Source organism: Gimesia sp., assembly GCF_048262075.1.
In the GTDB taxonomy this organism is placed as follows: Bacteria; Planctomycetota; Planctomycetia; order Planctomycetales; family Planctomycetaceae; genus Gimesia.
The window spans coordinates 63,718-87,306 of record NZ_JBLXFK010000012.1; the positions used below are offsets into that span (position 1 = coordinate 63,718).

Annotated in this window: 19 protein-coding genes and 1 tRNA gene; 9 read left to right on the forward strand and 11 right to left on the reverse strand. The window is 48.0% G+C overall.

Annotation, left to right across the window (positions count from 1 at the left end):
* Nucleotides 1-249: 249 nt before the first annotated feature.
* Nucleotides 250-1,095, reverse strand: coding sequence for a sterol desaturase family protein (locus ACN0YH_RS20870; protein ID WP_417381528.1), 846 nt, complete (start codon nucleotides 1,093-1,095; stop codon nucleotides 250-252).
* An 88-nt stretch (nucleotides 1,096-1,183) separates the two neighbouring features.
* The gene (locus ACN0YH_RS20875) at nucleotides 1,184-2,971 is read right to left on the reverse strand and encodes a flagellar basal body P-ring protein FlgI (RefSeq protein WP_417381529.1); all 1,788 of its coding nucleotides are present in this window, start codon (nucleotides 2,969-2,971) and stop codon (nucleotides 1,184-1,186) included.
* Nucleotides 2,972-3,362: 391 nt separating this feature from the next.
* Between ACN0YH_RS20875 and ACN0YH_RS20880 the strand changes: the two genes are divergently transcribed.
* On the forward strand, nucleotides 3,363-4,550 hold the full coding sequence (locus ACN0YH_RS20880) for an ArnT family glycosyltransferase (protein ID WP_417381530.1): 1,188 nt from the start codon (nucleotides 3,363-3,365) through the stop codon (nucleotides 4,548-4,550).
* 33 nt (nucleotides 4,551-4,583) lie between these two features.
* Nucleotides 4,584-7,895: a hypothetical protein gene (locus ACN0YH_RS20885; protein WP_417381531.1), complete on the forward strand. Its 3,312-nt coding sequence runs from the start codon at nucleotides 4,584-4,586 to the stop codon at nucleotides 7,893-7,895.
* Between the two features lie 15 nt (nucleotides 7,896-7,910).
* Here ACN0YH_RS20885 and ACN0YH_RS20890 read toward each other — a convergent pair whose 3' ends face one another.
* Both ACN0YH_RS20890 and ACN0YH_RS20895 read right to left on the reverse strand, forming a co-directional pair.
* Complete coding sequence (locus tag ACN0YH_RS20890) at nucleotides 7,911-8,078, reverse strand: hypothetical protein (RefSeq protein WP_417381532.1); 168 nt, start codon at nucleotides 8,076-8,078, stop codon at nucleotides 7,911-7,913.
* Nucleotides 8,079-8,161: 83 nt separating this feature from the next.
* A complete protein-coding gene (locus tag ACN0YH_RS20895) occupies nucleotides 8,162-8,728 on the reverse strand; it encodes a TadE/TadG family type IV pilus assembly protein (protein WP_417381533.1) in 567 nt (188 codons plus the stop codon).
* Between the two features lie 285 nt (nucleotides 8,729-9,013).
* Here ACN0YH_RS20895 and ACN0YH_RS20900 point away from each other — a divergent pair, with 285 nt between their 5' ends.
* Together ACN0YH_RS20900 and ACN0YH_RS20905 are read left to right on the forward strand one after the other, a co-directional pair.
* Entirely contained in the window at nucleotides 9,014-9,568 is a 555-nt protein-coding gene (locus tag ACN0YH_RS20900) for a TadE/TadG family type IV pilus assembly protein (RefSeq protein WP_417381534.1), read from the forward strand.
* A 55-nt stretch (nucleotides 9,569-9,623) separates the two neighbouring features.
* A complete protein-coding gene (locus ACN0YH_RS20905; RefSeq protein ID WP_417381535.1) occupies nucleotides 9,624-10,808 on the forward strand; it encodes a pilus assembly protein TadG-related protein in 1,185 nt (394 codons plus the stop codon).
* A gap of 304 nt (nucleotides 10,809-11,112) precedes the next feature.
* Here the strand turns inward: ACN0YH_RS20905 and ACN0YH_RS20910 are convergent, their stop codons facing one another.
* Nucleotides 11,113-12,528: an arylsulfatase gene (locus ACN0YH_RS20910; RefSeq protein WP_417381654.1), complete on the reverse strand. Its 1,416-nt coding sequence runs from the start codon at nucleotides 12,526-12,528 to the stop codon at nucleotides 11,113-11,115.
* A gap of 190 nt (nucleotides 12,529-12,718) precedes the next feature.
* Between ACN0YH_RS20910 and ACN0YH_RS20915 the strand changes: the two genes are divergently transcribed.
* The 3 genes from ACN0YH_RS20915 to ACN0YH_RS20925 all read left to right on the forward strand — a co-directional run bounded on the left by ACN0YH_RS20915 (nucleotide 12,719) and on the right by ACN0YH_RS20925 (nucleotide 17,495).
* A complete protein-coding gene (locus tag ACN0YH_RS20915; RefSeq protein WP_417381536.1) occupies nucleotides 12,719-13,489 on the forward strand; it encodes a zinc-dependent peptidase in 771 nt (256 codons plus the stop codon).
* A gap of 145 nt (nucleotides 13,490-13,634) precedes the next feature.
* Nucleotides 13,635-15,956: a M48 family metalloprotease gene (locus ACN0YH_RS20920; protein WP_417381537.1), complete on the forward strand. Its 2,322-nt coding sequence runs from the start codon at nucleotides 13,635-13,637 to the stop codon at nucleotides 15,954-15,956.
* A 522-nt stretch (nucleotides 15,957-16,478) separates the two neighbouring features.
* Nucleotides 16,479-17,495 (forward strand): tetratricopeptide repeat protein, encoded by a 1,017-nt coding sequence (locus ACN0YH_RS20925; RefSeq protein WP_417381538.1) that lies wholly within the window; start codon nucleotides 16,479-16,481, stop codon nucleotides 17,493-17,495.
* A 95-nt stretch (nucleotides 17,496-17,590) separates the two neighbouring features.
* Here ACN0YH_RS20925 and ACN0YH_RS20930 read toward each other — a convergent pair whose 3' ends face one another.
* Together ACN0YH_RS20930 and ACN0YH_RS20935 are read right to left on the reverse strand one after the other, a co-directional pair.
* The gene (locus ACN0YH_RS20930; RefSeq protein WP_417381539.1) at nucleotides 17,591-18,046 is read right to left on the reverse strand and encodes a hypothetical protein; all 456 of its coding nucleotides are present in this window, start codon (nucleotides 18,044-18,046) and stop codon (nucleotides 17,591-17,593) included.
* Nucleotides 18,047-18,265: 219 nt separating this feature from the next.
* Entirely contained in the window at nucleotides 18,266-18,601 is a 336-nt protein-coding gene (locus tag ACN0YH_RS20935) for a hypothetical protein (protein WP_417381540.1), read from the reverse strand.
* 503 nt (nucleotides 18,602-19,104) lie between these two features.
* Here ACN0YH_RS20935 and ACN0YH_RS20940 point away from each other — a divergent pair.
* The gene (locus tag ACN0YH_RS20940) at nucleotides 19,105-19,626 is read left to right on the forward strand and encodes a Flp family type IVb pilin (protein WP_417381541.1); all 522 of its coding nucleotides are present in this window, start codon (nucleotides 19,105-19,107) and stop codon (nucleotides 19,624-19,626) included.
* Nucleotides 19,627-19,964: 338 nt separating this feature from the next.
* Here ACN0YH_RS20940 and ACN0YH_RS20945 read toward each other — a convergent pair whose 3' ends face one another.
* From ACN0YH_RS20945 to ACN0YH_RS20955, 3 genes are all read right to left on the reverse strand, one after another.
* Nucleotides 19,965-21,074 (reverse strand): hypothetical protein, encoded by a 1,110-nt coding sequence (locus tag ACN0YH_RS20945; protein ID WP_417381542.1) that lies wholly within the window; start codon nucleotides 21,072-21,074, stop codon nucleotides 19,965-19,967.
* A 57-nt stretch (nucleotides 21,075-21,131) separates the two neighbouring features.
* Complete coding sequence (locus ACN0YH_RS20950) at nucleotides 21,132-21,440, reverse strand: elongation factor Tu (RefSeq protein ID WP_417381543.1); 309 nt, start codon at nucleotides 21,438-21,440, stop codon at nucleotides 21,132-21,134.
* Between the two features lie 394 nt (nucleotides 21,441-21,834).
* A tRNA-Ala gene (locus ACN0YH_RS20955) sits at nucleotides 21,835-21,907 on the reverse strand.
* A gap of 284 nt (nucleotides 21,908-22,191) precedes the next feature.
* Here ACN0YH_RS20955 and ACN0YH_RS20960 point away from each other — a divergent pair.
* The gene (locus tag ACN0YH_RS20960) at nucleotides 22,192-22,755 is read left to right on the forward strand and encodes a DinB family protein (protein WP_417381544.1); all 564 of its coding nucleotides are present in this window, start codon (nucleotides 22,192-22,194) and stop codon (nucleotides 22,753-22,755) included.
* 15 nt (nucleotides 22,756-22,770) lie between these two features.
* On the opposite strand, the gene lexA is transcribed toward ACN0YH_RS20960, so the two are convergent.
* On the reverse strand, nucleotides 22,771-23,379 hold the full coding sequence (gene lexA / locus ACN0YH_RS20965) for a transcriptional repressor LexA (RefSeq protein ID WP_417381545.1): 609 nt from the start codon (nucleotides 23,377-23,379) through the stop codon (nucleotides 22,771-22,773).
* Between the last annotated feature and the right edge of the window lie 210 nt (nucleotides 23,380-23,589).

The following is a 23,589-nucleotide window of genomic DNA, read 5'->3' on the forward strand; positions in this document are numbered from 1 at the left end:
CACAAGTAGAAAGGGCCACAAGAGGATCCAGCTCTGCAAAACACCCTTTCAGGTCGGAAAACGTATTCATTCAAGAGACACGCTACTCGCTTGTTCCAACCAGATAGTCCTGAATTTGATATAAATATACTCAGGTTACTCAGCAAAGTATACCTCGGAGAAGGATCTTTGCCAAGACATAAAATTCAGAATCACATTCAGAGTATCGGCAGCGGTGTCCCCATTCTATTGAAAAGCAGAGCAGAAAGGTCAGTCAGGAGGTCTTTTCCTGTTATCTGGGTCCGGTTGTGGAGACGGGGGGCAAAACGGAGTTTTCCACATACCTAAGAGTGTTTGCCTGTCTGGTTCATCATATTCAGGAAGACCGAACTCGATGTTTTGGAGACGATTGCGCATCTGGTATGTGCCCGCCAGACGATCCCAGCAGGAAAAGACGGTCGAATAATTGGAATTGAATTCCCGGTGAAAGCGTGAATGATGAATTTTATGCATGTCAGGTGTCACAAACAGCCAGCGTAAAACTGGATCGGCCTTTCCCAGTGAGATATTGGCGTGATGAAACTGCGTGGACAGGTAAACCAGGATGCTGTAAATAACCAACTGCCAGACCTGCAGTCCGAGGACTGGGATTAACGCCAGACGCGACAGGGTGGAGAAGATCAGTTCTCCCCAGTGGAAGCGGGTGGCCGTGGAGACATCCATGTGAGGATCGCTGTGATGCATGCGGTGAAAACGCCAGAACAGGGGGATGCGATGGTTCATCCAGTGCCAGCAATACATCCAGGCATCCAGGAACACCACGGCCAGAACTGTCTGCCACACGACTCCCACTGGCAAATAATAAAGCAATCCCCAGTGATGTTCGCGAGACCATTGGGACATGAATTCGACGGCTGTTCCAAATAACAGGCCAATGAACAGGGCATTCAAAACTGCCAGCAGCAGGTTATGAAAGGCGTGCCGATAACGGATTTGTCTGTCAAAAGGTTTGAACGCCGCCCAGCTTTCCCAACTCCAAAACAGTCCCAGTAGAATCACCGGGACGAGCCTTTGTGCAAGAACGAGCAGTTGGATGCCTGTCAATTCGGAAAACATGAAAGATCAACTCAAGAATAAACGGGACCATGATAATTCAGGTGATCCGATATTTTCCCACATTCATCAGGCAACGACAAGGGGTGGTTTATTGCCGGAGCAGCATCGCATTAATTTTGCCCTGCTGTTGCAGTTGCTGTAATAATTGAATTTGAGTCTGTGGGGGAATCTGCAAATGCTGCATCAACGCTATTAAGTCTGCGCCATCCGTGGTGGTGTTTTGTGTTGCAGTTCCGATTTCCAGAATCAAGTCTTGTTGATTGATCAAGGCAGGCTGCAGGAGCACGTTACCCCTGGTTTGAATTTTTCCAGATCTGTTTTCGAGGATGACCTGTGGTTGTTGTGAAGCGGGGCTGGTGGACTGCAGAGGGATGGAAAGTGAAAGTAACCGGTTTGCCAGATGATGTGCCTGCTGTGGGTCATTGTGAGGAAGCGAGATCATGATCAGGCTGGAGGACTGCAGCATGGCCTTGGAATTCAGATGCTTTTCCGCCTGGAGAAACTGATTGATTCGCCCCGTGATCTGTGTGCTTAATTGGGGAAAATGTGATTCCGCATTCAGAAAAAATTTGAGATGGGGGATACCCTGGCCTGAAACCAGCCGGGGACTCACATCGGTGAGGAGTTGCGCGCCCCTGGTAATCATGGCCTGTGATTTCTGTTTGCTGTGATCGGTCTGGACTGAGCCCATCGCCATGGCATCTGCTTTTGAGTTTTTTGAACCTGAAATATTCATTGTCGCGGGCAGGAGATATCCTCCAGTCAGATCGACTCCCGGAGTGGTAGCTGAAATGTAACATTCCAGCTGCTTTCCACGGGAAACTCCCTGACTAGGGATATAGACGACAATAGAAACATTGGCCAGATTACCGGATTGAAGTGGTGTTTTGATGTTGTGTTGGTCGATGTTCATCGCATTCATGGAAGACTTGAGTGCCCGGATCGCTTCCGCAGAGATATTTTTGTCCCCGGTACCATTCAAGCCGATCACCAGGCCTGCACCAGTCAGTTTCACAATTTCTGCTGGCTGAAATTCCCCTACCTCAGACAGCTTCACTACAGGAACAGTCTGGCTACTGACTGACCGTGAGAGTTGAGCCGGCAGATCGAGAGACACCAGGTTCTGACTTAAAACTGTTGCCGCCATCAGTGTATTGGTATTTGCAGGGACAACTTTAATCTTCTGGTGCAGTTGACCATCTTGCAGGGGAGTCCCTTGAAGCTTTATCGTGATTCCACGGTAAGAGGCAACGATTTGTGTGGGCTGTTGTTGATGTACCAGAAACGGGTTCCCCAAAGACGGATTCGGCCGGGGTGAATATCCTGCTGAGATTGTCTGTCCCGGCGCACTGCCTGAAAGTGCGATCTGCTGTACCGCCTGACGTGTACCCGATGACTGCTCAGGCTGGATACCGGCTGCGATTGCCACTTGGCGCACCAGGTCTGCATCCAGGCGAATGAGTTCTTCAATTAAAGTAGTACGTTGTTCTTTAGACGTTTGTGAGAGTAAGAGAATATTCAGTTGTGGCACGGTCCCTGTCTGATTGGAAACCGTGGTTAACAGTCTTACCTGAGGCTGACCGGAAACCTGTTCCGGTGTTTTTTGTGTGGATGGCTTGTTGTCTGTAGGACCAGGTTGAGAATGCATGTCTACTTCTGGTTTCTCAAGACTCTCACTTGCCCCCGCCGGGAAATCCAGATTGAGCTCGGGAAATTCGCCAGGTTCTGATAATGATAATTCCAACGCAGAGTCAGTCGCGACCTGTTCCGATTCGTCGTTGACTCCGAGAAAGCCATCAATCGAACGGGAAAGAAAAAACATGGCGACTGCGAACAGGGCGATTCCGGACAGTATCGAAAATTTGAGATAGCGCATAGTTTCCCTCAGCCTGAGAAAATGGGGCTTCGTGAAAGGAGTGAGGTGTAGTAGAGGTGATGCGTCTTGAGAGAGAGGATGCGGAGCCTACAGGATCTTTGATTTTGTGTCAAGATGGGTGGATTGGATGAGACCGATTCAGATTTGTGGATTCCTGTTATTACGTAATATGTTCAGTAGAGACCTTTACTATCTGGGAAATCCCGTCCTCAAATAGGAGATGATTTATACCTGCGAATGAGGGGCAGCTATATTGGAATTGACCCTGATAGTCGAGTAGTCGTACTATTCCCACATTTCAAAAGTGGCAGGGAAAAATATGCCGCAAACAAAACGGCTTAAGTATTTATTATTGTTGGTTTTATTGATTTCCGCATTCCTCAGGTGCGGTGTGGCAGTGTACGTGCAGCGCCAACTGGAGCGTCAGCCTGGACGAACCTATGTGATTGAGGGAGATGCGGAGGGTTACTGGAAGCTGGCTCAAACGATTAAACATGGCGAACCGTATTCGATTTACACGCCACCAAGACGTGTACTACGGATGCCCGGTTTTCCGCTGGTGCTGTCAGGAGCGATGTCGGTCGTTGGTGAATCACATGCGCGGGTGCGACTGGTGTTGGCCTTGCTGGGAGTGGTGACCTGTTTTGTTGTTTATTTACTGGGGAAAGAACTGGTGAATGAAACGGTGGGGGTGCTGGCGGCAGGTCTGACGGCAGTCTCACCAGTGATGGCGGGCTTTAGTGTATTGATCTTAAGCGAGACCGTATTTGCACTCACGATGCTGATTTCATTATGGGTACTTGTGAGATTATCAAAAATCAAATGGGAGAAAACAGATCGGAACAGGGGAATCCTCTGGTCACTGCTGGCAGGTGTGTCGCTGGCACTGGCGTATTATGTGAGACCCAGCTGGTTACTGGTGGTTCCCCTGGTTGTCGCGTTTTATATTTTCAGTGCGAAGGGACATCGCAAGATTGCGGTGCAGAGAACGCTGGTTTTGCTGGCGGGTTTTAGTTTGATGCTGTTGCCCTGGGTGGTTCGAAATTATCGCGTCACAGGCCATTTTGTTCCGACCACACTCTGGTCGGGGCCCAGTCTGTACGATGGTTTGAATCCAGGGGCAACCGGTGACAGTGATATGACTTTTTTTGATCAGGAACATGTGTTGGATTCCATGAGCGAATACGAAATGAATCAACACTACACCCAGCGGTCTGTGGCTTATGCGAAGCAGCATCCGGGGCGTGTGATTGAGTTAATGGGCGCGAAACTACTGCGTTTCTGGAAGCCATGGCCTAATGCCGCCCAGTTCCAGTCCTGGTCGATGATGCTTGCGGTATCAGTAGTATTTGTTCCTGTGATGGTCTTTGCCGTGTATGGTGCCTGGGTTTCGCGAAATCAATGTCTGTTGTTGCTGATTACTGCAGGACCGATCCTGTATTTTTCACTGATTCATATGGTGTTTGTCAGTTCGCTGCGGTATCGACTGCCGGCGGAATACAGTTTGTATATTCTGTCAGCCGTGGGTATTTGCCAGTTGTATGTTTCCCGGTTTCAAAAGAAAGAAATCCATCCGTGATCTGTATCAGATCTCAATCGATTAAGTGAAGCTATGGTTGTTCGTAAAACATTTCAATGGTGTCTGTTGATCCTGATTTCGCTGGTCATTACCGGCGGTAGTTACGGGTACTATCTATGGATGCGCAGTGATGAAATGTTAAAAGCGGGCATCCTGGAAAAGATTACGAACCATATTCCGGGACTGATGCTCGACATGGATCGGGCGCAATTCGATTATCGACGTCGGGTACGAATTGAAGGTTGCCGGGTGAATGTGGTGAATCATCCTGACACGATTATCGATTTACCCGAGGTTGTAGTGACCTTGAACCAGGAGAAGCTCGCGCGGCACCAGATCATCGACGTCCAGAAAGTGGTACTGAATCGTCCCCAGCTGGTACTGGTACGAATGGCAGACGGAACCTGGAACTGGGAAGGCCTGCCCGAACCGGTCAAAAGTGATAACCCGCTGCCTGAGCTGGTCATTGAGCGGGGCAGTCTGTCGTTGAAATTTGAACGGGGAACGCAGGGAGTTCCCACGGCGATGACGTTTCAGAATCTGGATTTGAGACTGATTCCCTCAGGGACAAGCCGTTATGAAATTGAAGGACATACGTCAATTCCCCAGGCGGGTAAACTGGAAATCTCGGGCTACTGGGATATCAATTCCAAGCTGGGTTCGATTACAGGCACATGGAGCCAACTGGAGTTCGGACCGAATCTGGTGCGGATGGCGACCGGAATTTCTCCTGAGCTGATGACACAACTAAAAACAGCATTTCCGTCTATGCAGTTAAAGCCAGATCCGGCGACCGGAATGTACGACCTGGGTGTGAGTGCCCAGATGGATATTCAATTCAGTCTTGCCCGCAGTACCAAGGACGAACCACCGCAGTTTCAGGTACTCACGCATTTGCGGGAAGGCAAGCTCAAGCATCCGGTGTTACCATTTCCATTGCGCAACATCGCGGGGAAAGTGCTGGTGAATAATCAGCGGGTACTGGTACAGAATTTACAGGCGTTCAATGGTGAAACCAGTTTTGAATTGAATGGCAATCATCGCTTTGCCGAGCATGCGACTGTAGATGTGCCTTTAAAATACAAGAGTTCTTTTTCCTTCCAGGCGCGTAAACTTCCACTCGATGCACGATTACGAAGCCGACTTTCGGGAGGATTGGCCCGCACTTATGACACTCTGCGGCCCAGTGGAAATGTGGATCTGGAAGTTGATTTAAATCACCCTGGCACAGGCAAGTGGCAGATTCAGAACCTGAACGTTTCGACTTATGATGCCGAAGTGATTCCGGTGCATTTTCCTTATCGTGTTTCACATATTAAAGGGCAGATGAAACAAACGCAGGGAGATAAACTGGAACTGAACTTTGACGGGACTGCTGGTCAGCGGCGTGTGGAGGCGAAAGGCCATGTCAGGCATCCCGGTCCTGCTTCTGAGATTGATATCTGGGTCCAGATCAAACAGGTGCCTATTGATGCGACTTTGCGGGCTGCCTCTCCTGAGGTCGTCAGAAAAGTACTAGATCAGATTGACCTGCAAGGGAGAGCTGATGCCACCCTCAGGCTCACACGAGAGGCTTTGTTAGATCAGCCGATTCATTTGAACTTCGTAGCGCAAATGGATCATGGCTCATTACAGTTTCAGGATTTTCCGTATCGAATCAGCGATCTCAAAGGGCGCGTCTCGTATTTCAGCAAGACAGGCATCACCCGGTTTGAGCAACTGGAAGGCGAGCATGGCAGTGCGAGTCTGACTGCAGATGGTTCCTACGCCCGTTTTGCCAATGATGGTAAACTGGAACTGAAAGTATCAGCAAAAAATGCATCCTGCGATTCCAGTCTCAAACTGGCATTACCGGCAGCATTGCAGGAACTCTGGATGAATTTCTCTCCTACCGGGAAGCTGGACTTGGATACGCATGTTGTCTGGGAGCGTGGCAAACCGTTGCAGGTCAGTATTCCCAGTGTGAACTTGTCTGACGGTAGTATGAGCCTGAAAGACTTTCCCTACCCGCTGGATAATCTGAAAGCCCACGGGAGTTATGTCGTCAATCCGGAAACAGGGGTCAGCGAAGTTCGCATGTCTGGTATCTCCGGGAATCATGATGAGACAAAAATCCGCATCGCGAAAGCATTTGCCGAAGTTACGACGCGGGGGGACTGGCGGGTTCTGCTGGACAATATGATCATTGATGACTTGTCGACTGACCGGGCATTTCAGAAAGCTCTGCCGGAAGCAATGGCATCCGCATTGAACACACTCAATATCCAGCGGCCGATTTCTGCGAATGGCAAGATCGAATTTCGTGGGTCGCAACAGCCGGGAACGGCTATTACCGCAGCGTGGGATATGAATTCTTACCTGGCTGAGAATACGTTGACGGCTGGTGTGGATCTAACCAAGGTCTATGGAAAGGTCCATTCGGAAGGGACCTGGGATGGAAGTCATCTGCATTTGCAAGGCGAACTGGATTTAGATTCGGCGGTCATTCTGGATTATCATCTGACTGAAATTAGAGGCCCGTTTGAGATTCATGACCAACGTTTAACTGTTGGTTCACGAGAGATTCGTCGTGAAAAGTTTCAGTCAGTCAGTCTGCCTCAAATCAATTCCAAGCAGCCGATTACAGCCAAGGCCATTCGTGGTGTGCTGACCTGTATGGGGGATATTGAATTGAATGATGTGCCCACCTATAACATGCAGCTTGAATTGAACCGCGGTTTGCTGGAAGAATATGCGGCGCGGTATATGCCGGGGCAGTCCCAGTTGCGTGGTGTGATGAATGGTTGGATTCAGCTCTGGGGACGTGGGTCCAGTAAATCAGACCTGAAAGGGCAGGGGCAATTACAGATCAGTCCGGCTGCTATTTATGAATTGCCTCCGATTGCCCAGATTTTCAAAGTGGTACGTCTGGCACAGCCCGATAAAACCGCCTTTGATTCTGCTTTCTGTGATTTTACCGTCTCGAACCAGACCTTTCATCTAAAGTACATTGAACTCAAAGGGAACGCCATCAGTCTGTATGGACAGGCGGGGGAAGCCCACTTTGATGGTCGTTTGAAAGTGGATCTGTTTTCACAGCTTACCCGCCGCCAGCTGCCTTTGCCTGCGATTACCCAGTTGATTGGTCATGCTACCAGTGGCTGGATTCGGGTTGAGTTGCGAGGGACCACATCCAATCCGATCGTCGATATCAAATCGAACCCGTTGCTGGATGGTTCTCTCAAAACGTTTCTGAATAATGTGATGCGGGGCAGACCGGCTGGAAATGCGACGGGACGCTGGGCTCGACCTGCGCAAACCGGTAACCAGACTCAGAAACAGTTTCCACTGCCGTTTGCTCAGTAATGAGGATGCAGTGTATCAGCGTTTTTTCTGCTGCTGCTTCTTCTGGTTGGCAATCTCTTCCGTTTCCTGAGCTGACTTTTTTTTCCAGTGGGAAAGTATGAGGGTCATCACGATCAGTATGCCAAGATACGCTCCCAGTATCTTCAGCAGCCAGATGAATATTCCTGTCGCGATTTCGTTCATATGCGGGGATACTTACTGTTCTGACTGATAGTCGAGATCAGTAGAGAACTCAATGAGGTGTGAAAGAGATAATCAGACAGCTCTTACTCTAAACCGGTCATAGCGCTGATTTCAAGCTGTTTTCCCGAAAGCGTGAACCCAAATGAAGATAAGAGGTTGGGGAGGGGGGACGTACCGTTGGTATCAGTTAAATTCAGGCAGATCGTAACTTTGACTTCTGAAGCGCCGGGAGCAGGACCAACCGGTGTGCAGGGGATATCAGAGTTTCCTATTGATTGCGTTTGGGCAGGAAGATCTCCCCCTTCCTGAATCACAACCAGCACATCACCTGCTCCTGAAGTAGCCGGTGATGTGACCACCAGATTCAAGGAATTAATGGCGACGTATTGCTGAATCAAGTTACCCACGGAACTGGTTGTTGAACCTACCTGCGCTGCTTCGCGTGAACCTTCGATTGTGGCTACAGTCACAGTCTGCTGTAACAACGCGAAAAAACCAAATTGGATCACCGCCAGGGAGAGGATCAGAATGAGCGGAAATGCCAGGATGAACTCCAGCAGTACCGAACCTGTGCGCTGCCTGCAGCCAGTCACTCTGGTAAACCGACTGTTCCTATCATCCAACAAGGTTCGTGGCCCGCTCATTTTCATGTTACGCACTTCAGGACTGGCATGTGTTAACAAATGGAGACATTCGCTTCGCGCATGCTAAGTATGGTTATCATTGTTCAAGCAGAATTGGCATCCAGCGTAGTTTTGCGAGAATCCCAGATTGCTTGAATTACAGATGTTCTCCAGATTCTCGGCAGTTTCTGCTGAGAACTGAAGTGACAGGAGTGTAGGGAACGCAAATTGCTTGCCAAACTAGTATAGGAGCAATTAGTTTGCTGGAAATGATTAAAAGATTTGTCTTGCGAAATAATATGGAATCTGACTGTGCAGAAAATCAGGCAACAATTTAATAAGAAAAAAGTGCCTCGCTCGGGTGTTGTTGTACTGGAATTAATCCTGACGATGCCGGCGTTTCTGATCATGATGCTTGCTGTCGTGCAGATATCTTTGATTTATGTTGTGATCGAGCAGACCGCCTATGCCAGCCGCTATGCTGCCAAAATCGCTTCGGAAACTACTGAGGCAAATATCAATAGCTTAAACACTGGTCCCATGGGAATATTAAAAACGCAAGTGGACCGAGTGCTTCGTGTGGGTGGGTTACCACAGGGGAGTTGCCGTGTGATCTTAGAACACAATGTGGATAATGGGGGAGCCGAACTGACGATTGCCGATCCCGATCCTGCTGCGGCCAATTGTAACTGCAGTCCCCCTGCGATAGCATTACCACAAGTGCCAGGGGCATCTGTTGATGAATCCGTACGAACGACGGTCTGTGTTCGGCTGGGTGATAATATACCGGACTTTCTATCGACCTTTGGATTTTCTGTGGCCGATTTTGTTGTTGAAGAATCGACAACATATCTCTACGAACTTTGATTCCAGGGACTACTGAACCGCTTTTGAAGTAATTGATTAGACTGATCTCAGACTCATGATGCGAATTCATTCCAACTGTAAAACTCAAGAGAACCGGCGCGGAATTGCTATTCTTTGGTTGATCCTCTGGGGATCATTTTTGATGGTGTTTTTCTGTGTCGTGCTGGAAGTTGCCACTTTGTGGCAGGCACAAGTCGAATTGAATAGTGCGGTCGATTCCGCTGCGCTGGCTGCCGCACAAGATTGGGGGACCGGTGGAAGTGGTTCGACAGCCATACCCCGAGATGTTGGTGTTGCCTACACGGTTGCCAATCCCATACTTGGCGTTGTCTTCACACCGCAAACGAATTTAGGTACTGTCACTGGCGCCAATCCAAATGCAAATGCTTCGGATACAGGGGACTTTGTCTTTGGTGCCATTAATTCCACAACAGCTCCCATAACATTCAATGGAAATGCAGATGCTAGTTGTGCTGCGGGTGACGTTACTATTAGGATTACAGATAACAGTAATGACGGTAGTGTAAATCCAGATTCGATCCTCATGAGTTTTGATGCGGGAACGAATCTAGCTATTGACTCAGTTGCATTTACTTTGCCACTCAAGACTGGTGGCCCCGCTAATGCATTCGCATACTTTGATGCTACAGATCCCCCTCAGGTGTTAACGCCTGGTGGACCGCTTCCTTACCCTCCTTTCAATGGTTTAGACGTTAATCCCACGAATTCTGGAGTACCCAACTGGGATTGCCCCAATGGAAATGGTGACATTTGTTTTACATTTGAAAATCTGTTAGCGGTTAACCAATATCAAACCGTAAGAATCAATTTTGACGGAAATTCATTCACTGAAACTGATTTTTTAAACTTTGGAGTTTCTACCAATAATTTAAAACCACCTGGTTATTCTCCTCCTCAAGGTAATGTTGGTGATTCGTGGGGAGAATTTGGGGTTACAGCAGAGGTTACTTTCCGCAATACGATTACCAATCAGACTTCAACTGCTTCAGCTGTGTTTGTGAATGTTCCAGCAGGCGATACCTCAGAGGCAACTTTTGCAGGTGGGGCCACTGGGGGCTTTCCTGCTGTCTTAGCACAGGCTACCGCACCAGTGCATGGATATTGCAATTCTTTGTTTGGAGTCAGTTTCTTTAATGTTTCTGCCTCTTCTGTTGCCTACTATGACTGCAGCAGCAATCGATCATCCCTCGTCAATATCAGCAATTTTATCTTTCCCTAATACTAATCTCTGATAGGCCTCCGAAAGAAATTGCTACTGCAAATTGTATTTGAGCTCTGCTCTGGTTCTTCAACCTGATCGATGGTGTAACACATCATTTCGTCTCCTTGTTTCTAAGAGTTTCTATTCTGGAGCTGGTTCCTGTTGCTTCATTTTTTCCCGATCATATTACGTTTCTAAATTGTGACTCTCGCAATAAAAATACTCAGATTGATGGAAATCCTGGGATTTTGATCCATACCAAAAAAAACAGACTGAATTTTCAGTCTGTTTTTGAAGCTTTGAAAAAAATGGAAACGGATGGTTAAAATCGTGGTTTGCCATCGCCGGGAGCCGGTTGCTTTTTGGGAGTTTTTCCACCGGGCTGCCAGAGTGGGTCATCTGAATGGGCCTGTTGCATCATGGCTTCCAGCTGTTTCACCAGTTCCGGATGCTGATCTGCCAGGTTTTTGCTCTCTCCCAGATCCTGATCGAGATTATACAATTCGGTCGTACCCGTCAGCATGGGCATGCGAACGGCTTTCCACTTGCCTGCACGGACAGCCTGCTTGCTGCCCTGCTCATAGAATTCCCAGTAGAGGAATTCGTGCTGCTGTTGTTGGTCAGGATGCCCTGTGAGAGTGGGAGCGATACTGACGCTGTCCAGTCCAGCCGGGCAGGGGACATCAGCCAGATCCGCAGCAGTCGCCATCAGGTCACCGAAATAGCCGATGTGATCAGAAACAGAATCCGCAGGTGTTGTGCCGGGCCAGTAGGCGATGAAAGGCACGCGGATCCCCCCTTCGTAGAGATCGCGTTTCATGCCTCTGAGGGGGCCGTTGGCATCGAAGAATTCCGGATCATTGCCACCTTCGCGGTGGTGTCCATTATCTGAACTGAAAATGACCAGCGTATTTTTGTCGATCTTGAGTGCCTTGAGTTTATCCAGAATCTGGCCGACGCCGGTATCCATGCGGGTAATCATCGCGGCCTGACCTTTGTTCTGTTTCTTCCAGTCCTTGTCTTCATAGATGCCGTAATCGGGAACTTCCTGACCGTCGCCCACTTTGCGTCCTGCTTCGTTGTTGGCATGGGGAATTGTCAGGGCCACATACAGAAAGAAAGGATCTGTGGCACTCCGCTCAATAAAGTCGAGTGCTTCCTGCATGACCAGGTCATGCGAATAGTCGACTTTTTTTGTCGCAACGCCACCCAGCCCGTCGGAGTTGATCGTTTTGGGATCGACAATATTATTCAGCGAAACTTTTTTTCCGTTCTTCCAGAGGAAACCAGGATAATAATTGTGGGCGTTGTGTTGATTCAGATAGCCATAAAAATAATCGAAACCCTGCAGGTTTGGTACGCCTTGTGTACCTTCTTCCCCGACCCCCCACTTACCTGTCAGGGCGGTCTTGTAGCCAGCCTGTTTCAGTATTTCGGCCACAGTCACGTCTTCGGGTTTGAGTGATTGATTTTCTTTGACACGCGTGTTGCCTCTGACGCGGCAGTGGCCCATGTGCAGACCTGTCATCAGGACGCATCTTGAAGGGGCACACACGGTACTGCCCGCATACATCTGGCTGAACTTCATGCCTTCGGCCGCCATCTGATCAATACGGGGCGTTTTGATTTTTTTCTGCCCGTAGCAGCCCAGATCCCCATAGCCCAGATCGTCGGCCAGAATAAAGACGATGTTAGGCTTGGCAGGAACTGCTGCAGAGAGTGTGATCGGATCTTGCATCAGGAAGCAAAGTGATACGGCGAAGAGCGTGAGTCGGGCGAGATATTTCATGGCTGCTTTCGATGGAATTAGATACTTCAGAATATAGTTCGTGGACTATGCTTTGAGTTCACTGATACTATAATGCTCCTGAATTCTACATCGAACGTCAAGCTTACGATTTCAGATTCATTGATGAGGATTGTTTTTCATGTTATTTACCTGGTGGCGGAACCGTAGACGCAGGAAAATTCTAGCTTCGCCGATGCCGGACCACTGGGCAGCGATTCTGGATCAGAATGTCTCGCAGTTGTCCCGGTTGACCGATACTCAGCGAGCACTACTGTATCAGCGTGTGCAGATTTTCTTTCAAGAAAAGTACTGGGAAGGCTGTAATGGTTTTGAAATCACGGAAGAAGTCAAACTGACGATCGCCGGGCAGGCCTGCCTGCTGACGTTGGGATTTGCCACCGACTGCTTTGACCGCCTGCAGACGGTGCTCGTCTATCCAGATACGTATCTGGCACGCGAGGAGATGCTCAACTCGATTGGTGTGCTGACAGAAGGGACATCCTTCCGTCTGGGCGAATCCTGGGGGCAGGGGCCAATCGTGTTGTCGTGGGAGAGTATTCGGGAAGGAGGGCAGATTCCCGATGATGGCCGAAATGTTGTAATCCATGAGTTCGCTCATTATTACGATGCCATTGACCGGCAGTTTAATGGTACGCCACTGCTGAGTGGTCCCGAAGAATATCGGCGCTGGAATGAAGTGATGACCAGAGAATTTCAGAGGCTGGTTTCGCAGGTTCAGCAGGGACAGGAAACATTTATCGATCCGTATGGTTCTACCAATCCTGCTGAATTCTTTGCCGTTTGTTCAGAACATTATTTTGAACAGCCTTGCCTGATGCAGGAATATTCCCTCGATCTTTATGAAACTCTGCGAATGTTTTATCGGCAGGATCCCGCTCGTCAGTATTGAGTTAAATTTGTCTTAAGGTGCCGAATTTGGTCATGGATTTTACGAATCGGAGTACTTACTATATGTTAAGTGATTGTTCTGTTCGTTAGATCATGTGGGGGCTTTGGAACGTCTTCACGGTGGCGAGTTTGAGACAGGAACCGTGATGAATAATTCTGACCCCCGTCGAGTGAGACAGTCTCTCCAGTCCCCCGCCAAAGCAGGCAAGTCCTCCACTTCAAAACCGCGGAAACGAACTGACCGGGAAGTGAAGGAACTGTCTTCTCGTAAAATTATGCAGGCTTTTGAGGGGAATATTGAGCCGGTTACTCCCACGCTGATGTATCGCCTGTGTGCCCTGTTAGTCAGTTTTGTGATGATTTTACTGCCAGTCATCTATATCGCGATGATTGGCGGAGTGATCTGGGGCGTCTATTATCATGCGGTCCATTCACTCGGTTTATTTGAAGCCGGCAATTCGAGTTCTTCCACGCGCAACCGCGGCAAAGGGATGGTTCTGCTGTTCCTGGTCTATCTGGCTCCACTTGTCGTGGGTGTGATTCTCATTATGTTCATGCTGAAGCCCCTCTTTTCGCGTCCTTCTCACTCTTCTGCTTTTCGTGCGCTGAAACGGGAGAAGGAGCCATTACTGTTTATGTTTGTCGATCAGGTCTGTGACGCCGTTGGTGCGCCGCGGCCTGTGCAGATCAATCTTGATATTCAGGTTAATGCGTCCGCTGGTTTCCGCCGGGGCTGGTTGAGTATGCTGGGGAATGACCTGGTGCTGACGATCGGCATGCCTCTGGTTGCCGGTTTATCGATCAGGCAGTTTTCCGGAGTGCTGGCACACGAGTTTGGACATTTTTCACAAGGCGCGGGCATGCGGCTGTCATTTATTATTCGCAGTATCAATATGTGGTTCATGCGCGTAGTTTATGAACGTGATGCCTGGGATGACCGGCTGGAGTATCTGTCACAATCTATCGACATTCGCGTGAGTTGGATTCTGCACCTGGCAAGACTGTTTGTCTGGGTTACGCGCAAAATTTTGTGGTTACTGATGATGATGGGGCATCTGGTGAGTGGGTTTCTGATGCGGCAGATGGAGTTTGACGCAGACCGTTACGAGGCACGACTGGCGGGCAGTCGCTGTTTTGCAGCAACCAGTAAACGGTTGGCATTACTGGGAGTAGCAAACCAGGGGGCGTTGAATGATCTGGGACAGTTTTATGCAGAGGGGCGACTGGTTGATAATTTCCCTGCGCTCATCAATATCAATTTGAGCAAGATGCCGGAAGAAGTAAAGCGGGCTGTAGATAAACATATTCGAGAGGAACAGACCGGCTGGTTTGATACACATCCCGCAACGCTGGAGCGAATTGCCAATATTCAGAATGAGGATCCTGAAGGAATCTTCCGGTTGAAATCACCGGCAACGATTTTATTCAGTGAATTTTCCCGCGAAGCAAAATTTGTCACACGCGATTTTTATTATGGTGTGTTTGGCAAGAAGATTCCACGTGAGGACCTGCATTCAGTGGATGAACTGCTGGTCCGCCAGGATGCAGAAAATGAGTCACACAAAGCGGTACAGAGATTTTATCAGGGAGCAATTTACCCCAACCGGCCCCTGTTATTTTCCGAGTCTGCAGTTCGGGCGCCGGAAGATGCAAAACAGTGTGCGCAGGATCTGAAAAGCAGTCGAGAGAAGCTGTTGAAATATCGGGAGAAGTATCAATCGTTTGTGGATGAGTATCGGGAGTATGAGTCAAAATCAATGAGTGTGACGATGGCTGAGGTAGCAGTACGTGCGCGGCTCAAGCTGAATGTTGATGATCCTTTTTTCAAGTCGTTGAAAAATTACGATAAGGTCATCAATGCAAAACAGGGTCTTGAACGGAAGAAAGTCGGAACACGCGTCGAACTGGAAAAGTATGAAACATTGATTGTGAATCGACTTGAGCGGGCCTTACAACTGTTTTATATACCGAAAGTACAGACGCAGATAGCTGACGCCGCTCTCTGGGAGCGTGACTTGCGTGATCTACTTCTGGCGCTGCAGGCTACCAGTTCACAAATCAGCCGTTTATGGGAACTGCATATGAACTCGGTCGCTCTTCAGGTGTTACTGCGGTTTTTTGATGAATTACGTACTGATGATAAATATTGCGAAGTGGTACTTTCCGAAATGGAAAAAATGGAGACGTTATTGAATTCGATTTATAATCGCTTTAAGCGTTTGCTGTACCCGTTTGAACATTCTCGTGTCGATATTTCGATCGCAGAATTTGCGCTGGCGAAGATTCCGGAATCGAATAATCCAGGAGAACTTCTGGGGGCTGCCGAAGCTCTGTTTGAGAATTTGATGGCCTTGAATCATCGGGTTCTGGGGCGACTCTGTTTACTGGCGGAAGAGGTGGAAACACTGCTGGGGTTTGAGGTATTGCCCGAGTTTGAAAAAGTGGCCCCTGACGAATCGGAAACCTAAACGAGCGGCCTGGCTGCCTGATACCGGTTCAACCCGAGAATCGGTTGTCTGGGTGACAGGTTCAATTTCCCAGACGTTCACGCGGTATAGACTGTGTCCAGTTTTACTGTAGTGTCTTCAGAGATGTTTGGCCTGAGTATATTAGATTGAGAGTCGCTACGATTGTCTGTGACACGATCTAGATGCATCTTGCTGCTTTCAATCGGCAGATTCTGCCGACAAGTGCTTCAATGTGAACTTATAGGGTTTGCTCCAGATGGGAATTCACGAAGAGTTCCGGTATTCTGCGAGTTCTTTCATCTAAGTCTTAATCATGGTCGATAAATGTAAAGAAGACCCGGTGTTTTGTAGATAGAATCTACACTAAATAATCTCACTGGGATTGAATATGGAATGGATTCAATTTCGAGTCACTTTCAGGTCAATAATGCCTGTTTTTATACTTGTGTCTGCCCAGGATGGTCTGAGTGTTTCTCACAATGGATAGTGAAAAATCACAATTAGATTTTGTGAGGTAATGGAATGCGAAACTCAACAATGTGGACTGTGGTGCTCTTTTCGGGAGTGGCCGCTCTTTTGACAACGGGATGTTCTCACTCGTACAACGTGGTGGGCAATGGCCTGAAGTTGCCAATCGATGAGTCTCCCCAAATGATGATGGCAAGACAGGCTGAAGAAAAAGGCCAGTTCGTGAAAGCCGAGCAGACTTATCGTGTCATGTTGCAGCGAAATCCCCAGAACTCCGTTGCTTTGCATCGGATGGGGATCGTCAATTCAAAAATGGGTCGACATGAAACTGCTACAAAATATTTGATGGAAGCAGTCAAGGTTCAGCCCGAGAATCCCAAATATCTGACAGACCTGGGGTATGCCCTGTATCTTCAGAATGATCTTCCTGCAGCCGAGATTGCTCTGGAAGAATCTATCAAGCGTGATCCCAGCACCAAACGCTCCTTCAATAACTTGAGCCTGGTATTAGGGCATCAGGGACGGATGGATGAAGCTTACCAGGTGGCCCGCTCTGTCATGAGTGCTGAAGAGGCTCATGCAAATCTGGGATACATCTGCCTGCAGAAAGGAAAGCTGGATGACGCCGCCCAGCACTATCACCGCGCTTTAGAAATCAATCCAGATCTGGATTCGATTAAAGAAGCCGTGGTGCAGGTTGCCAAGCTGCAGAAACAACAGATGCAAAAAGCAATGTCTCAACCGGAAGTTCAGGTTGCACAGAATACTGCCACCGCACCAGTTGATACAAATACACTGGTGTCTGAAGAAGTCGTTACGGTATCTGAAGAGCCGAGTCTTTCTGAAGCAGATGAGTCAGAATTCCGAATCATCACAGAAGCTGATGCAGAAGCGATCGGAGCAATGGAACAATCTGTTGCTCAGATTTCCGCTGTTCAGGAACTGCCTATTCAGGGATTCGAGCCTCCGATGCATATCAGTAATGATGACTATATTCCTTCAGCAGATAGCTCATTTTTCGAAACGGTTCAAAGTTCGGAATCGCTGACAAACGTCCGCAGTGCTGAATAATAGAATTGATAAAACACAAACAAAAGCAGCAGACGCCAACCGACGTCTGCTGCTTTTTCTATACACGTTTGTTCTAACTCGATCGAAACGGTTGCTTATGGGGCTTCTGAGGGAGTCGCTTTTGCGGTAAATCGGTTGATGCCCATGGTAGGGTCATTCGGATCGATCTTCTGAAACAGCAATTTTCGTTTCTGCTCAGACTCCTTTTTCTTTCCCCCGGTTCTCTGCACATAGGTCGGAGTCAACTCGAAGTGTTTCTCCGAGAAAGCTTTGAAATCAAAGAATAATACCGCATTGATGTTGGTTTTCCTCATATCGAGGATCATTTGATGAGGTTTCGCTTCTACATCAAGGTAATAGGCTCCCTTGCGTCGTTGCCCCTGATGCACGCTGTAGACGCTTCCGTCCTTATTGAAAATCATGTTAGGCCCACTGGAGTTCTGCCAGCGACCGACGAGTAAGTCCCGTTCAGACTTTTGGCATGAACTCGCCAGGCAGACCAGTGACAGTAACATCACTCCTGAATACTTCAAATGCGTCTGATTCTTCATGGTTCTCTTTTCTCAACTGCTTGATAGAGCGTTAGGCCGATCCAAGTCGTAATGGCCCTGAACAGTATTTTGGCCATAGAACACTGCTCGTGTAAAGATGAACAAGATGGGGTCCGTGAAAGTTTTAAGGAAATAAGGTGGAATGGTCTGTGGCTTCCATTCTATCTCAGAATTGAGGGATCCATCCTCGCCTGAACACTTCAAATCTTCTCTTCACTATCAAATCCAGCCGTAAGTAGTTGATTCAAAGGAAATTACTTCCCTGGCGGTAATAGACCTTTCAGTGGTTCTGATTCTGAGCCTGCCATCTGCTTTACTTGTGTGATCGTCAAAATCGATACGACCAGATTTCTTATCAAAAGCGTTAAATCCGATGTAAAGCAATCTGTACATTTCAGGTTGATCTGACGCTTTTCCCTTTGCGCATTTTATCAGAAGTTGCTTTGTTCTGAATTTATAAGTTCTTCCGATTATAGGGCTTATGTCGAATGTTGGGGTTATATCTGAAGTGATGATTCTTTGCATGGCACGCATATTGCCTAATGTAACAAGCATGCCGGTTATTCGGGAGTTACTGAAAAGGCCGAATATGCCGGTTATTCCATTTTCAAATAGCTTCTCCTGTCTAAACGCGACGGGAGAAATCAAAAGTATAGAGAGAGTGTGTGGCGACCTGAGAGACCGTTACACAAGTCGGTGACCTGAGAGACCACCGATGACTGATTGACTGAAGCGGAGAGAACTTCTGGTATTTACCCTGATTTTATGGTGAGTGAGGTAATTGAGTTCCGCCTCGAAAACCAGAAAAGGAAAGCCTGAGAAACTTTCCTCTCCCGCTTTAGCCAATCGGCGTTTTTCAATCGATCAACAGTGTCAGTGACAGGGAAATGTCCCTGAGAAAAGAACAATTTATTGTGCAACAGCAACGATCAATGCAGTTAACAGTCAGGTTGACTTCGTGCTGTTGAATCCTGTACGCGCTGGAGTGATTCTTCAGGGCGGATCAAGCAGACGTTTCAATTAAAACGCGGAATATCAAGATAAAAAAGGAGCTTCCCATGCATCAATTTGTAACTCAGTTCTGGAACGATGAGGGTGGATTCGTTCTCTCGGCCGAACTGGTCATCATCCTGACCGTTGCCGTCCTGGCGATGATTGTCGGCTTAAGTTATGTTCAGACGGCCGTTATCAGTGAATTTTCCGATATCGGGACTGCGATTTCTTCACTGAATCAAAGTTACGCTTACAGTGGATATTATTCGCAAAGCTATTTTGGCAAGTTTAAAGCTTTCTATTCAGGATCATGTTACTACAACTATCCGCGCGGCGGAGCGGTTCTGGGGTATAACAGTTGTAATGTAGTGGGCAACGGTCTTAACTACGGTGGCACTCAAGGGAGTTACTCCGAAGATTTAGTACTGGAGCCAGAAGTAGTGGATCAGCCCTGCGAGCTTTGTAAACCAGGGACAGTCCATGAAAATGTGATTGAGGGGCCAGATTGCCCCGGTTGTGTGCCTGGAGAAGAGAAAGTGATTCCTGAACCGCAACCATCTCCCACTCCCCATGTGAAACAGAAGTAAGGAGATTGTGTCCAGTTTTACTATAGCGTCTCCAGGCTGTTGGCCCGAGTATATTAGATTGAGAGACGCTATAACTAAATGTGACGCGCTCCAAATGTGGGCTCACCGGGGAGATGTAACCCCGGTGCTCACCTGACCGGGCATGTGGTAGCTGAAGGTCGGCCAGTCTTTCCGATGGGAAACTGGCCGACCTTTTTCGTTTTAACGGGACCGTTTATGATAGATCCGTTCGCCAGGGTTAGTTGATTTCAGCAGGAGTCCAATTGTTAAGAATTGATACATTAAAATCGATTATGCTGGATAAAACTTCTGTATCTATTGCTGTGACGATCCCCGATTCAGCTTTGCTGATAAACGGTGGCCGTCACATTGCAATCACAGCATAAAAGCAGATAGTAGATCCCTTCCATGGATTTTTCATAATCTTCGTTACTGATCTGGCTGACGAACTTCATTTTCCTGGAGCATTCCGGGCAATCAGGGTAGCTGTCATCCTGAATCCACGATGGCAGGCCGCCAACTTGAGAGAAATTGATCGCCGGTAAACTACACCAGTCAGCCGATTCCATAAAGTGTCGCTCCTGGCCGGAAAGCACAAGTGGTTTTATGGGAAAAGCTCCCCAGTCAGAGGTGTCATCGGGTAAATAACCCGGACGAGTGTTTGCTGCATGCCAGGATGAATTTCCCTGCCGATCTACTTTGGAAAAGAGAGTGCCGTAGCAGGCACATACATCACAAGTTGTGAAACGCAGAGATTTCCCCACAAGATTCAAAAAGGCAAGTTCATCGCTGGTGAGATCTAACTCCAGTAAGGAGACAAGTTGACGCTCGCACCAGGGACAATGTTGTTCCGCTGGGATACCCGTTTGAACCGAGTCATTACTGCAAGGGGCTTCCTCTGGTATGACGAGTGGTAAGGTGGTCTCAAAGAACAAATCCTGCCGCGTTCCATTGGACAATAGTTCCCAGCCTGCCTGATAAGTATATTGATGCGGTGGAACATAAAGCATAGAAACCCATTCGGGAGGAGACTGTTTCCAGTCCGAAAACTGCTTTTGCACATATCCATTTCCAGCCCACGCCAAGCATGATAATAAACAACTCCGCTGCATCATCTCATTTGACTTTGTCACAAGCCTGATGAGTATTGAGGTCACGTCATGATTAGCTTCAAAATAGATTTCAGATGGATTGAAAGCTTCCTGTTCGATCAATGTCTGGTGAAAATCTTTCAGGCAACCCGGATTCAGGCATGCCAGGCAAGCCAGAATATTTTGAAGATTCTTATCATCAGTGAGTGCCATTAAGACCAGGAATTCCACTTCATCTTTAGAGAGAGTCTGGTACGCCTGCCTGGCTGCTTTTGAGACCGCTGCATAATTTTCAGGTCCGGTAAATTTTCTGCGATGGAACTGTTGAATTACTTCGAGGGAATTTGAAACATTCATTCTCATATCTCCTTAACAACTAGACGGCTTCTGCAAATATCGAGAATGAAAAATCACTTAAACTTTCTTAACGGTCCCTCGTCCCACGACTTTTGCGCCTTCGCGAATTAGAAAATCCATCCCTTCCTTGATCTGTTGCGAATGAAATTCATCCCACCGTTTTTGTGGGAACCGAACGAACGCTCGCACAGTTACACCCAGTTCAAGCAGCATTCCTTCTGTAAGATCCGGAAAGAACTGTGGGCCGTCGTAATCACCCCCATTATAATAAAACTGTCCTCTGTACCCACTAAAGACCCCGTTCTGTCGACCACCCTCTGCAGTTGTCAGGTAGCGGACTTCCACTTCGATTTCGTGTAAATTCATGGATGCAGGAATTCTGTCAGCGAATGAAATCTGATGAGCCTTTGTGGGGGTGAGCCCCGTTTATCTGCCTTTTGAGATGGATATTATCCTTCTCTGATTCTTGCACTGCAACCGCTTAAAGATGAATTCTATATGAATGGCTTTTCTCTTAAGTGATGCGATTGGTGAAAGTTGTAAAAAACGGAGTAGCGTTCAACCGCTATTGTCGGCGAATGGATGGAGTTACTAGAACCCATCCCATTTAACCATAGCGTCTCTCAATTTAATATTCGCGGGCCGAACAGCACTGGAGACGCTACCATAAAACTGGGCGCATTCTAATTCGAGATGTGTTTTTGAAATGATGTCGAAGAAACAAAAAAGCCACCTGCAGAATACTGCAAGTGGCTTTGAGTGGAGGATACCGGGCTCGAACCGGTGACCTTTTGGCTGCCAGCCAAACGCTCTCCCAACTGAGCTAATCCCCCCTGGTTGGTGTTGATTCCCGCTGAATCTAAGGCTAAGGATAGAAAATAGTTTCGGCAATTCAAGAGCTGAGAAACAATCTAAATAAAAAAACGCTCAAAAATCGTGCTGAAAAAACAAAAACAGGTCATCGCAAGTAGAAACAGTGTGTGGTGTCAGGCAATTATACAGCTGAACTGTGAACCCCAGGAGTGAAATTCCGCTCTGACTCTATGAACAGAAACAGATATCTCGTCATTCACCAGTTACATATTCAAAATTCGCTTAATTCGTTCAGAGGGATTCTATGGCAGTTCGACTAATAACGCGTTTACACGAACACCGGAGGTGGGTGAACCAGGCTTTATTGGGCTCTGCAGCCGCACTTTCAGAAGAACAGCTCCATCAGAGATTTTCCATCGGTCAGGGGACGGTCTGGAATTCGCTGCTGCATCTGTATGCGGCGGAGTATGTCTGGCTGGAAGCGTTGCTGGGTAACGAGTCGCCTGTTTTACCTGGCGATTTGGCTGACGCTCTGCCGGGCAATCAACTTGGGACCGGTGGAATCGAATCACTGCAAGAGCTAGCGAAGAAATGGAATGAGCAGGAACAGCGGTGGATTCAGTATCTGGAGCAGCTTTCTCCAGAGACGCTGGATGATCTGGTCGGTAAACGGAGTACGAGCAGTGGAAAAGGACGCGTCCACCAGACCCGCCGTGAAGACATCCTGCTACATGTTTGTACGCATGCGCAATATACGACAGCGCAGGTCGTCAACATGCTGCGTCAGCTTGGGGCAGAACCACTGCCGGCAACGATGTTGATTACCCTGGCTCGAACTCAGATGGCGACACTGACTGGCCTGGATTAGCCAGACCAGGGACTCTCAGTTAAATTTGCGGATGACCCCTTTAACGACGCCCAGTACTTTGACATCGGTGGAATAGATGGGGGACATGGTCGAGTTGGCAGGTTCGAGTCGCACACGGTCTGCTTCCTGGTAGAAGCGTTTCAATGTGGCTTCCTGATTGTCAACCAGTGCAACGACGATCTCGCCCTGCTGACAGGTGTCCTGTTTTTTGACAACAACAAAATCTCCATCTTGAATTTGTGCTTCAATCATGGATGTGCCTTTGACTTTCAGGCAGAAATTGTCGCCACTTTCGAACAGAGAGCTGAAATCAACCTGTGAGTCATCTGCTGCAGGTGGAATGATTGGTGTACCAGCCTGTAGCGAACCGGAGAAAGTAACATTTGCCGGTTTCTGTGCATTGTCACAGAGTTGAATAGATCGGGAAATATGGGATTTGCGTTTGATCAGCCCTTTGCGTTCCAGGGCTTTTAAGTGTCCCATGACCCCGTTGGGGGATCGGATATCAAATGCATCACCAATTTCCCGGACCGTGGGGCCATAACCGCGGTTGACAATTTTGTCTTTCAGAAATTGATAGATTGCCAGTTGTCGCTCCGTCAATTTGACTTTTTGATTTATCATGCCTGCTTCCTTATCGCTTACACTATCGCTAAACGGTAATAACATAGTAATTTCACGCTAAAAAGTGAATTTACTATACAATGGCCCGTTCTTTACACTAATGGACTCTTGAGACCCCAAAACCTAACGCAGTTTTCAGAAAACTTGCATAAGTTGTTGCGAAAGCGAAAGATGTGTGGAATGCACATCGCTAAAGCATGTAAAGTATAC